Origin of the sequence: Allobrachymonas sp. (assembly GCF_041912815.1) — a bacterium.
Lineage (GTDB): Bacteria > Pseudomonadota > Gammaproteobacteria > Burkholderiales > Burkholderiaceae_C > Brachymonas.
Genome location: NZ_JAYRLV010000003.1, coordinates 15,488 through 27,070, shown reverse-complemented (window position 1 = coordinate 27,070; position 11,583 = coordinate 15,488). Strand labels below are relative to the sequence as shown.

10 protein-coding genes are annotated in these 11,583 nt (G+C 67.7%); 6 read left to right on the top strand and 4 right to left on the bottom strand.

The features are described from left to right. Positions 1-154 precede the first annotated feature (154 nt). The 3 genes from ACE3P9_RS03985 to moaA all read right to left on the bottom strand — a co-directional run bounded on the left by ACE3P9_RS03985 (position 155) and on the right by moaA (position 3,967). Positions 155-859, bottom strand: coding sequence for a response regulator (locus tag ACE3P9_RS03985; RefSeq protein WP_374491969.1), 705 nt, complete (start codon positions 857-859; stop codon positions 155-157). 2 nt (positions 860-861) lie between these two features. Then, a complete protein-coding gene (locus tag ACE3P9_RS03980; protein WP_374491968.1) occupies positions 862-2,865 on the bottom strand; it encodes a type IV pili methyl-accepting chemotaxis transducer N-terminal domain-containing protein in 2,004 nt (667 codons plus the stop codon). 85 nt (positions 2,866-2,950) lie between these two features. Further along, positions 2,951-3,967 (bottom strand): GTP 3',8-cyclase MoaA, encoded by a 1,017-nt coding sequence (moaA, locus tag ACE3P9_RS03975; protein ID WP_374491967.1) that lies wholly within the window; start codon positions 3,965-3,967, stop codon positions 2,951-2,953. Between the two features lie 226 nt (positions 3,968-4,193). On the opposite strand from moaA, the gene ACE3P9_RS03970 reads away from it, so the two are divergent. Then, complete coding sequence (locus ACE3P9_RS03970) at positions 4,194-5,102, top strand: aspartyl/asparaginyl beta-hydroxylase domain-containing protein (RefSeq protein WP_374491966.1); 909 nt, start codon at positions 4,194-4,196, stop codon at positions 5,100-5,102. A gap of 263 nt (positions 5,103-5,365) precedes the next feature. Then, positions 5,366-6,949, top strand: a complete 1,584-nt coding sequence (gene gshA / locus ACE3P9_RS03965; protein ID WP_374491965.1) for a glutamate--cysteine ligase — start codon at positions 5,366-5,368, stop codon at positions 6,947-6,949. Positions 6,950-7,066: 117 nt separating this feature from the next. On the opposite strand, the gene dnaA is transcribed toward gshA, so the two are convergent. Next, positions 7,067-8,530 carry a chromosomal replication initiator protein DnaA gene (dnaA, locus tag ACE3P9_RS03960; protein WP_374491964.1) on the bottom strand — a complete coding sequence of 488 codons (1,464 nt, stop codon included), beginning with the start codon at positions 8,528-8,530 and terminating at the stop codon, positions 7,067-7,069. Between the two features lie 363 nt (positions 8,531-8,893). Between dnaA and rpmH the strand changes: the two genes are divergently transcribed. Genes rpmH through yidC form a run of 4 tightly spaced genes read left to right on the top strand, consistent with a single transcriptional unit; the run spans position 8,894 to position 11,581 of the window. Further along, the gene (gene rpmH, locus ACE3P9_RS03955) at positions 8,894-9,028 is read left to right on the top strand and encodes a 50S ribosomal protein L34 (RefSeq protein ID WP_005798102.1); all 135 of its coding nucleotides are present in this window, start codon (positions 8,894-8,896) and stop codon (positions 9,026-9,028) included. A 53-nt stretch (positions 9,029-9,081) separates the two neighbouring features. Further along, the gene (rnpA, locus tag ACE3P9_RS03950; protein ID WP_374491963.1) at positions 9,082-9,624 is read left to right on the top strand and encodes a ribonuclease P protein component; all 543 of its coding nucleotides are present in this window, start codon (positions 9,082-9,084) and stop codon (positions 9,622-9,624) included. Continuing rightward, positions 9,618-9,932, top strand: coding sequence for a membrane protein insertion efficiency factor YidD (gene yidD, locus ACE3P9_RS03945; protein WP_374492142.1), 315 nt, complete (start codon positions 9,618-9,620; stop codon positions 9,930-9,932). Before rnpA ends, yidD begins: the two co-directional genes overlap by 7 nt. Next, positions 9,929-11,581, top strand: coding sequence for a membrane protein insertase YidC (gene yidC, locus ACE3P9_RS03940; protein WP_374491962.1), 1,653 nt, complete (start codon positions 9,929-9,931; stop codon positions 11,579-11,581). The genes yidD and yidC overlap by 4 nt, the downstream gene beginning before the upstream one ends. The last annotated feature ends 2 nt before the right edge of the window (positions 11,582-11,583 follow it).

The following is an 11,583-nucleotide window of genomic DNA, read 5'->3' as shown; positions in this document are numbered from 1 at the left end:
TGCAGCCGGTTGCGGGCATATCCCTGCTGAACGGGAGGGTGACTTGCAGACGGCGTGCAGCCGCTGCACTTTGAGGCTATGGAACATACGCCGTGCAGCGCTCGATGCGCAGTGCCCAGGGGCGGAAGCTCTGCTCCTGCAGAGCCAGGCAGCCTCAGCCGGCAGAACCGTCCGCCGGCTTGTCGTAGCCGTGCTCGACGGCATACACGGCGGCCTGCACGCGGCTGTGCAGGTCGAGCTTGCGCAGGATGTTCTGCACATGGACCTTGATGGTGCTCTCGGCCACGTCGAGGGTGCGGGCGATCTGCTTGTTGCTCGCGCCCCGGGCCAGCCAGGTCAGGGTCTCGCGTTCGCGCGGGGTGAGGGATTCGTATTCGGGCGGCACGCTTTCCACGACGGGGGCGCGCAGCTTCTGCACGAGCTTGGCCGTCATCTCGGGCGAGAGCACGCTGTCGCCGGCCACGGCGCGCCGGATGCTGCCGAGCAGGAAATCGGCATCGATCTTCTTGAGCAGGTAGCCGCGCGCGCCCATCTTCATGCATTCGGCCAGGTCGTCGCTGTCTTCCGAGACGGTGAGCATCAGCACGGCGAGATCGGGATGCGTGTCGAGCATCTGCGCCAGGGCATCGCGGCCGTGCATGACGGGCATGTCGAGGTCGAGCAGCACCACGTCCGGGCGCAGCTGCTGGGCGAGCTTGACCCCTTCGAGGCCGTCGCCGGCCTCGCCCACCACCTGCAGGTCGGGCTGGCGCTGCAGCAGGGCCTTGAGGCCGCTGCGGAAGAGGGTGTGGTCGTCCACGAGCAGGATGCGGATGGGCGCATCGGACGAAGCGGAGGGGAGGGGAGAGGCGTCGGTCATGGTCAGGTGGCAATGCGTTGTTGCTGTGGGAGCACCAGCTCCACCCGGGTGCCGCCCTGCGGGGCCGGGGTGATGTGCACGGTGGCGTGGATGCGGCTGGCGCGCTCCTGCATGATGGACAGGCCGACATGCCGGGCCTTGCGCTCCTGCATCTGCGCATAGTCTATGCCACGGCCGTTGTCGGTGACGGTGAGGGTGAAGTCCGCCTCGTTGCGCACATGCACGTCGACATGGCTGGCCTGGGCGTGCTTGCGCACGTTCGAGAGGGCTTCCTGCAGGATGAATATGACCTGCAGCTGCTGCTGCGGGTCGAGCGGCAGGCCCGTGCCGGTCAGGTCGAGGTGGGTGGCCACATGCGTCTGCTGCTCGAAGCGGGCGAGCAGGGTGCGGATGGCCTCGGGCAGCTCCTGGCGGTTGATGCGCACGCGGAAGTTGAGCAGCAGCTCGCGCACGTCCTCGTAGCTTTCCTGCACGCCGGCGCGGATGAAGGCCAGATTCTCCTGCGCCTGTGCGAGCTCGCCGTCGCGCAGGGCGGTGTCGAGCATCTGCACTTGCAGGTTGAGGAAGGACAGCGACTGCGCGATGCTGTCGTGCAGCCCCTGCGCCATGAGGTTGCGCTCCTCCATGACGGCCAGCTGCCGGTCGCGGGCGGCCAGGCGGGTGTTGTCGATGGCCACGCCCAGGTGGCTGCCCAGCACTTCGAGCAGGTGGCGCTCGTCCGTGTCCAGCGTGCGCGGGGTGCGGAAAAACAGCGTGAACACGCCGATGTTGTGCTGTCCGCTGCGAATCTGGAACACCGAGATGCCGTGAAAGCCCGCCGTCTCGCAGGGACGCACGGCCGGGCCTGCCTCGCCGGCTGCGGCACCGCTCTGGACGATGGGGAGCACCGCAGGCAGAAGCTCGCCGGGGCTGGGGCCGGGATCGGACGCGGCGGCGCGCCGGAGGTCCTCGGCGCTGAAGAAGTGCACCACGGCGTCGGGCTGGTTGGCAGCCTGGCCGCAGAAGCAGCCGTCCACGCGGGCACAGACGTCCTGGTGCTGCAGCTCCTCGGGCAGGCCGATCTCGGCGACCTCGTCGATCTTGCCGCGTGCCTCGTCGAGCAGACGCACGCTGCCGCCGTCGGCCTGCACCAGCGCCATCACATGGCGCAGAAAGCCCGCGCAGATGTCTTCGAGGTTGTGCGACTGGTGCAGGAAGGTGGTGACCGCATACAGGGCGCCGAGCTGCCGGTTGTTGGATTCGAGCGCGTGGGTCTTGTCGCGCACCTTGCGCTCCATGTCCTGCACCAGCCCCTGCAGGCGGCTGGCCATCTGGTTGAAGCCAGAGGCCAGCGCCCCGAATTCGTCCCGGCTCTCGATGTCCACCCGGCTTCCCAGATCGCCCTGACTCAGGCGCTGCATGCCCTGGTGGAGCAGGTCCACGGGCAGGATCACCATGAGATAGAGCAGGTAGATCATGCTGATCGAGCCGACCACCGCCATGCCGATGAGCGTGAGCTGGAAGATGCGCAGCAGTGCGGTATTGGAGGCGTTGTCGATCTCCACCAGCCGCACGAGCTGGTCGATGCGGCCCACGAAGCGGTCCACCTCGGTGTCGAGTGCCGCGTTGCCCAGCCGCTGGGCTGACGCCGCCGTGAGCAGCGGCAGCATGTGGGTGTGCCACTGCTGCCGCACGAGCTCCGCCTGTGCGCGCACCTGGGGCTGGTCGGGCAGGAACAGGGGGCGCGAGGGATCCCCCGCGATCAGGCGGTCGAGCGTGTTCGTGAATTCCTGCTTCTCGGCCCCCACCACCGCCGGGGGCTGGTTCTGGCTCAGCAGCTCCATGGCGTGGTAGGTGTGCATGCGCAGGCTGCCGGCGTCGTTGATGGCGGCGGCGCCGCCCTGCAGCTTCCACGACAGCACGAGCGTGTAGCCGATCGACACCATGGCGGCCACCAGCCAGACCAGCGAAAGCAGCAGCAGCTTGCTCGCCAGACTGTGGCGGTTGGGGAGTTGGTCGAGATTCATGGCCGCATGATAGAGGAGCCGTCTGGCCCGCGTGCCCGGGCGGCAGGGAGTCCGCGCGGGCCGGTGCGGGATGGAGTCGCCCGCGTCAGCCGCCCGTCATCGACATGAAGCGCACGATCTTCTCGGGGCGGGCCAGAAAGTCGTGGCGTTCCGGCTTGCGGTCGATGGCGGCGCGCAGCGCGGCCTCCAGTTCGGCGTCGCTGCAGCCGGCGCGCAGCAGCGGGCGCAGCTCCACACGGTCCTCCTGACCGAGGCACAGGTACAGCGTGCCGTCCACCGACAGGCGCACCCGGTTGCACGTGGCACAGAAATGCTGCGACATGGGCGTGATGAGGCCGAGCGTGAATCCGGTGGCCGGATTGCGCCAGTACCGGGCCGGCCCTCCGCCCAGCGGCTCGATGGCCGGCAGCAGGCCCAGGCGGGGCTGCAGCTGCGCCAGCAGCGGGCCGAGCGCCAGTCCGCGGGCGGCGCGGCCGGTCTCGCCCATGGGCATGGCCTCGATGAGCCGCAGCACGAAGCCCTCGTTCATGCACCACTGTGCCATCGCCTCGATGTCCTGCACGTTCACCCCTTCGAGCGGCACCATGTTGATCTTGATGCGCTCGAATCCGGCGTCCCGGGCGGCGTGCAGGCCGTCGAGCACCGGCTGCAGGCAGTCGCTTCCGGTAATGGCCTGCACGCAGTCGGCCCGCAGGGAGTCGAGGCTCACGTTCAGCCGGCGTACCCCCGCTGCGCGCAGGGCGTGCGCCTGCCGGGCCAGCTGGGTGCCGTTGGTGGTGAGCGAGAGGTCTTCCATGCCAGGCAGTGCGGACAGCCGCCCCGCCAGCTCCGGCAGGCCCCGGCGCAGCAGCGGTTCGCCTCCCGTGAGCCGCACGCGGCGCGTGCCCATGCGCACAAAGGCCGCCACCACGCGCTCGATCTCGTCAAAGGTGAGCCAGTGCTCCGGCTCCTCGAAGCCCCGGAACCGGCGGGGCATGCAGTAGGTGCAGCGCAGGTCGCACTTGTCGGTGACCGACACGCGCAGATAGTCCACCGTGCGGCCGTAGCGGTCCTGCAGGCTGGCGGAGGAGAGGGGCTGGAAAGAGGGGGGCGAGGCGGTCATGCTCCGGTTATAGCCTGTGGCGTGCGGCGGCACAGCTCCCCTGCGGAAGGGGGCCGGCTACTCCTTTCGGAGAGGGGCCCCCGCCGTGCGCTCGCAGCAGGCCGCAGCGCCGAAATGCACTTCCGGCAGCCTTGCGGGATAATTCCCCCAGTCGCTTTCCCCTCTTTTTCCATTCACGCACTCCGGGGGCGGGTTGCCTGCGCGGCCCGTGTCCTGCTGCCCACACATGAAGATCGCCCTCCTCGTCCTGCTCCTTCTCTTTGCGGCCTCGGCCACGGTCATGCACCTGCGCGGCAAGGTGCGCCTGCGCCTGTCGCGGCAGGCATTCGACCACTCGACCTTCATGGCGCCCATCAATGTCTTCATGCTGGCGTTCTCGCGCGTGCCGCGCACGCCCTATCTGCCGGTCGAGACCTTCCCCGAGCTGGCCGTGCTGCAGGCCCACTGGAAGGAAATCCGGGAGGAGGCCGAGAACCTGTCGCGCGCCATGCAGATCAAGGCTGCCGCCAACAACGACGACGCCGGTTTCAACTCCTTCTTCAAGACGGGCTGGAAGCGCTTCTATCTCAAGTGGTATGGCGATGCCCATCCCTCCGCCGCCAAGCTCTGCCCCAAGACCACGGCCCTCGTGGCCGGCCTGCCGAGCATCAAGGCTGCCATGTTCGCCGAACTGCCCGACGGTGCCCGCCTCGGCATCCACCGCGATCCCTATGCCGGGTCGCTGCGCTACCACCTCGGACTCATCGCACCGGGCAACGAGGCCTGCTACATCGACGTCGACGGCCAGCGCTACAGCTGGCGCGAGGGCGAGGGAGTCGTGTTCGACGAAACCTATCTGCACTACGCCGACAACCACAGCGGCCAGAACCGCATCGTGCTGTTCTGCGACGTCGAGCGTCCCATGCGCAACCGGTTTGCGCAGGCTGTCAACCGCTGGATCGGCGAGCACATGGTCGCTGCGGCCAGCTCGCCCAACAGCGAGGGTGATCCCAAGGGGCTGGTGAGCCGGCTGTTCCTGGTCTCCTTCTACGCCGGCAAGGCCCGCCGCCGCTTCAAGAACTGGAACCCCACCGTCTATCGCCTCACCAAGCTGGCGCTGCTGGCCGGGGTGGTGGCGCTGTTCGTGTGGTGGTGAGTCACTCGCCTGTGCCTTCCCAGGCGTCTGGCATGTCGGGGCCGGCATGGCGTGCGCCCCGGACACAGGCCCGCGCAGGCGGGGATTTTCTGCTCCCGCTATGATGGTGCCGCCGCGGATGGGGCCAGAAGGCCCCTCCCGGTCGCGCCGGCGTGCCAGCCCGATTCCGGGGGGTGCCGGGCGACGGCAGAGGCCTGTGTGCCGTGGAAGTCAGGGATGACCTCCCGCCGCAGGCGACCTGCATGGCCGATCCTTCCCTGTCTATGAATGCTTCTACCCTGAGCACCCTGTCTTCCCGGCTTGCTGCCCTCACTGCCGACCGCGTGGGCGGCATGCGGCGCGGACTGGAAAAGGAGAGCCTGCGCGTGCGTCCCGACGGCATGCTCGCCCTCACCCCGCACCCGGCCGAGCTGGGTGCACCGCTGACCCACCCGCACATCACCACCGATTTCAGCGAGTCCCAGATCGAGCTCGTCACCGGCGTGCACCCCAGCCCCGAAGCCTGTCTCGACGAACTCACCCGCGTTCACCGCGAGGTCTACCGCGTGCTGGCCGCACATGGCGACGAGATGCTCTGGGTGGCCAGCATGCCCTGTGGCCTGCCCACCGACGAGACCATCCCGCTGGGGCGCTACGGCACCTCCAACATCGGACGCGCCAAGAGCGTCTACCGCATGGGGCTGGGCCACCGCTATGGCAGGCGCATGCAGACCATCTCCGGCATCCACTACAACTGGTCGATGCCCGGCATCGACAGCGAGGCCTATTTCGGCCTCATCCGCAATTTCCGCCGCCATTCCTTCCTGCTGCTCTATCTGTTCGGCGCGTCTCCCGCCGTGTGCAGCACCTTCGTGGCCGGACGCGAGCATGGGCTCGAACCTCTGGGCCCGCGCACCATGCACCTGCCCTGGGCCACGTCGCTGCGCATGGGGCGGCTCGGCTACCAGAGCGATGCCCAGGCCACGCTGGCCGTGAGCTACAACCACCTGGAAGGCTATGCCGCCTCTCTTCAGGAGGCGCTCACCGTGCCTTATCCGCCCTACGAAGCCATCGGCATCCGCAACCTGGGGGGCGAGTACAACCAGCTCTCCACCACTCTGCTGCAGATCGAGAACGAGTTCTACGGCACCATCCGGCCCAAGCGGGTGATCCACCAGGGCGAACGGCCCCTGCATGCCCTGCGCGAGCGTGGTGTGGAATACGTCGAGGTCCGCCTCATGGACCTCAACCCCTTCCTCGATGTCGGCATCGATGCCGGCACCATGCGCTTCCTCGATCTTTTCCTGCTGCATGCGCTCCTGACCGACAGCCCGCCCGACACGCCCGAGGAGCTGGCGGCCCTCAAGCACAACCAGCACCTCACAGCCTCGCGCGGACGCGAACCCGGCCTGCGGCTGGAGCGCCACGGAAGCGAGGTGGTGCTCACCGAATGGGCCCATGAGCTTCTGGAAGAAATGGCTCTTATTGCTGCCCACCTCGATGCCGTGGGCGGTGGGCAGGCCCATGTGCAGGCGCTTGCCGAGGCGCGCCGGCGTCTGGCCGCGCCCGAGACCCTGCCGTCGGCCCAGGTGCTTGAGGCGCTGCGGCGCGATGTGGAGCAGGGCAGCTTCGTGGGCTTCGTGCGGAGCCGCTCGGCTGCCACGCGCGCCGCCATGCTGGCGCAGCCGCTGGCCCCCGACCAAGAAGCCGCCTTCCGGCACATGGCGGAGGCTTCGGTGGCGGAACGCCAGCGCATCGAGGCCGCCGACACCATGCCGTTCGAGATCTTCCGCCAGTGCTACGTATCGGCCGAACGGCTCATGCCGGCTGCCATGCGGCGGGCCCAGACGGCAGGCTGCGGCAGCTGAGCTGCAGCGGAAAGGGCCGCAGCGTGCGCGGCCCGCTGCACAGCGGCACAAGGGGGAAGGAGTCCGGGCAGCAGGCCTGCACGCTCACCGGGCGTGCTCCTGCGGTGGGAGAGTGGCTCAGCCCTTGATGGTCTGCTCCAGCACGTGCAGCTGCTGGTTCAGGTCGGGATCGTTGGCGCGTTCGCCGCCGATCTTGCGCACGGCATGCAGCACCGTGGTGTGGTCGCGCCCGCCAAACATCTCGCCGATTTCCGGCAGGCTCTTCTGCGTCATTTCCTTGGCCAGATACATGGCAATCTGGCGTGGCCGTGCGATGTTGGCGGGCCGCTTCTTGCTGTGCATGTCGGCGACCTTGATCTTGTAGTAGTCGGCCACCGTCTTCTGGATGTTCTCGACGCTGATCTGGCGGTTCTTGATCGACAGCAGGTCGCGCAGCGCCTCGCGCACGAGCTGGATGTCGATCGGGCGGCCGCTGAAGCGCGAATACGCCAGGATGTTCTGCAGCGCCCCTTCGAGTTCGCGCACGTTGGCCCGCACGTTCTTGGCCACGAAGAAGGCCACTTCCTCGGGCAGCTCGCGGTCCTCGGCCTGCGCCTTGTTCATCAGGATCGCCACGCGCATCTCCAGCTCGGGCGGTTCGATCGCCACCGTGAGGCCGGAGTCGAAGCGCGACACCAGCCGCTGCGTGATGTTGGCCAGCCCCTTGGGATAGGTGTCGCTGGTCATCACGATGTGGCTCTTGCGCGAGAGCAGCGCCTCGAAGGCGTTGAAGAACTCCTCCTGCGTGCGGTCCTTGTTGGCAAAGAATTGCACGTCGTCGATCATCAGCAGGTCGAGCTGGTGGTAGCGGGCCTTGAACTCGTCGAAGGCCTTGCGCTGGTAGGACTTGACCACGTCCGTCACGAACTGCTCGGCATGGGTGTAGAGCACGCGCGCCGAGGGGCGCAGCTCCAGCAGCTTGTTGCCCACGGCCTGCAGCAGGTGGGTCTTGCCCAGGCCCACGCCGCCATAGATGAACAGCGGGTTGTAGAGCTGCCCCGGCTGCGAGGCCACATGCAGCGCGGCAGCGCGTGCCATGCGGTTGGCACTCCCCTCCACCAGGTTCTCGAACGTGCGGTTGGGGTCGAGCCGGGTCGGGTTGGCGCGCACGCCGGCCTGCGGCGGCAGGGAGGGGGGCGCCATCAGCGGATCGGCAGGCGGCAGGGGCTGCGGTGCCGCCATGGGCTGCACCGGCGGCGCCATCAGGGGCTGTGCAGCCGGCTGGGCGGCCGCGAGCGCGGCCCGCGACACCCCGGCACGGGGCCGGCGGCTGGCGATGCCCAGCTCCACTGGCACGGGCTGGTCGGCGAGCTGCTCCAGGATCTCGACAATGCGCGGCAGGTACTGGGCGCGGATCCAGTCGAGCTTGAAGCGGTTGGCCACCAGAATCTGCACGTGCTGCTCGGTCACCGAGGCCTGCAGGGGCTTGATCCAGGTGTTGAACTGCTGCGAGGGCACATCCAGCGCCAGAACGTCCAGGCAGGCCTGCCACAGATCGGCATCGAGCGGTTCACTGGCAGACGGGGAAACTTCGGCGGGCATGGACACAGGCAACACGGGGCGGAAAAGGACTCGGAGGGCGCGGGGCGCCGGAGCGATGGAAGTATAGCGGCCTGTGGATAACTTGGGCAGCCCCGACCGGCCGGGGCGCCCCGATGGTGGGGATTTGGCACAGGTGCTTGACGCGCCCGGCAGGCTCGCGGTATGCGCGGGGCAGGGTGTGTCGCAGGAGCCGCGGCCCTCTGCAGAAGCCACAATCTGCACGAGCTGTGGGGGCAAATGGTTGATTCGACGAAAAAAGTTTGTGATAATCCGAGGCTTTCCCGAAATTTTGCGGGAGAACGAGGGTCCGGCGAGCCGCCGGGCCTGGCATAACAACAGGTTTCTTTCCCAGGAATTTCTCCCATGAAACGCACTTACCAGCCCTCCAAGACCCGCCGCGCACGTACCCACGGTTTCCTCGTGCGCATGAAGACCCGTGGCGGCCGCGCCGTCATCAACGCTCGCCGTGCCAAGGGCCGCAAGCGCCTGGCCGTCTGATTTTCCTGCGATGACTGGCGGGCGCTGTGCCGTCCGCGAGCCATCCATGCGCCATGGACCAGCCTGACGCCTGCCCCGCGAGCCTGCAACGGTTGCGCAGCAGTGCCCAGTTTCAGGCGGTGCTGCAGGGCGCGACCGTGGGGCGTACGCCCCATTTTGCGTTGCATGTCCTGCGCTGGCAGCCCCGGCAGGAAGGGGCTGCAGCCTCTTCCCTCCTCTTTGCCGATGCCCACCGCCATGCGGGGGTGCTCGTGCCCAAGCGCTGGGCCCGCCGGGCCGTGACGCGCAACACCATCAAGCGCCAGATGCGCGAGGCCGTGCGGGCGCACCTGCCCGAACTGCCGGAGTGCTGTGCGCTGGTGCTGCGTCTGCGCAGCGGCTATGACCGCAAGGTGTATGTGAGCGCCACCTCCGACGCTCTCAAGCGGGCGGTGCGGGCCGAGCTCGACCAGCTCTTTCTGCAGGCCCGGTCCTGCTGGGCCTCTCTCCCGTCCCCTTCCCGCCCTGCGCCGGCACCCCGCCGCAGGCCTTCCGCCGCGCCGGCAACGGCCGGGGGGCAGGGGGCGCCATCTGGCACAATGCGGAGCGCATCATGAAACATCTCCTCATGCTCGGGGTCAGGGCCTACCGGCTGCTGCTGAGTCCGTGGGTCGGGTCGCAATGCCGGTTCGAGCCCACCTGCTCGGCCTATGCGCTCGAAGCCCTGGAGCGGCACGGCGCGGCAGCCGGCAGCTACCTCACGCTGCGCCGTCTGGGACGCTGCCAGCCCTGGTGCGAGGGGGGATGCGATCCCGTGCCGGAGCAGGCACCCCGCCTGTTCAGCGGTCTGGCAGGCCTGCGCCGCCGCGCACCCGCCCCGTCTTCCTCCGACGAATCCCCGTCATCCATCACGCACTGCTCATGAACGATTTTCGCCGTACCTTTCTGTGGGTCATCTTCGGCATCTCGCTGATCCTGCTCTGGGATCAGTGGCAGATCCACAATGGCCGTCAACCGACGTTCTTCCCCGGCAGCACGCCCCTTGCAGTGACTGCGTCGGCTCCGGCCTCGACCGGCGTGCCGGCTGCTGCTCCGGCAGCAGACGCATCGGCCGCTGCGGCGCAGCCTGCACAGGCGGCATCGGCTCCGGCCGCAGGGCAGAACGTGACGGTCACCACCGACGTCTACCGCCTCACGTTCAATACGCAGGGTGGCTCTCTCGTGGGGGCGCAGCTCCTGCAGTATCCCGAGGCCAGCAACGACCGCAACAGCCCGCCCATCGTGCTGCTGGAAAACGCAGGCTCCCACGTCTATGAGGCGCAGACCGGACTGGCGGGCGGCACGCTGCCCAACCACCTCACGCCCATGCAGCTCGTGGGCTCGGTCCACAACCTGGCCGATGGGCAGGACAGCCTGCAGGTGCGCTTCGAATCCGCGCCCGTGGGTGGCGTGAAGCTGGTCAAGACCTATACCCTCAAGCGCGGCAGCTACGCCATCGGCGTGCAGCACAGCGTGGTCAACGTGGGCACTACCGCCGTGTCTCCCCAGCTCTACGAGCAGCTGGTGCGTGACGGCAGCAAGGCTCCGGGCGGCAACCGCTTCTATTCCACCTTCACCGGGCCGGCTTTCTACAGCAGCGAGGGCAAGTACCAGAAGCTCACCTTCGAGGACATCGACAAGGGCAAGGTCACCCTGCAGAAGGACAGCAGCGACGGCTATGTCGCCATGGTGCAGCACTATTTCGCCAGCGCCTGGCTGCCGGCAGCCGGCACGGCCCGCGAGAACTACGTGCGCAAGGTCGACGGCCTGTATGCAGCTGGTCAGGTCATGGGCCTGGGCCAGATCGCTCCCGGAGCGACCAAGTCGGTGGACACCACGCTGTTCATCGGGCCGCAGGACGAGCAGGTCATGAAGGCGTTGTCGCCCAACCTCGACCTGGTCAAGGACTATGGCTGGCTGACCATCATCGCCCGTCCGCTGTATGCGCTGCTGACCTTCCTGCACGGCTTCCTGCTGAACTGGGGCTGGTCCATCGTGGCGCTGGTAGTGCTGCTCAAGGCCGCCTTCTACTGGCTCAACCACAAGGCCTATTCGAGCATGGCCAAGATGAAGGCCATCAATCCGCGCATCCAGGCGCTGCGCGAGCGCCACAAGGACGAGCCGCAGAAGATGCAGCAGGAGATGATGCGCATCTACCGCGAGGAAAAGGTCAATCCGCTCGGCGGCTGCCTGCCGATCATGATCCAGATTCCGGTGTTCATCGCCCTGTACTGGGTGCTGCTCGCCAGTGTCGAGATGCGCGGGGCGCCGTGGATTCTGTGGGTGAAGGATCTGTCCACGCCCGATCCCTTCTACATCCTGCCGATCCTGATGACGCTGTCGAGCCTGCTGCAGGTGTGGCTCAACCCGACGCCGCCCGATCCCATGCAGGCCAAGATGATGTGGATCATGCCGCTGGTGTTCAGTGTGATGTTCTTCTTCTTCCCGGCCGGTCTGGTGCTGTACTGGCTGACCAACAACCTGCTGTCGATCGCGCAGCAGTGGATCATCAACCGCCGGCTCGGCGTGCAGTAAGT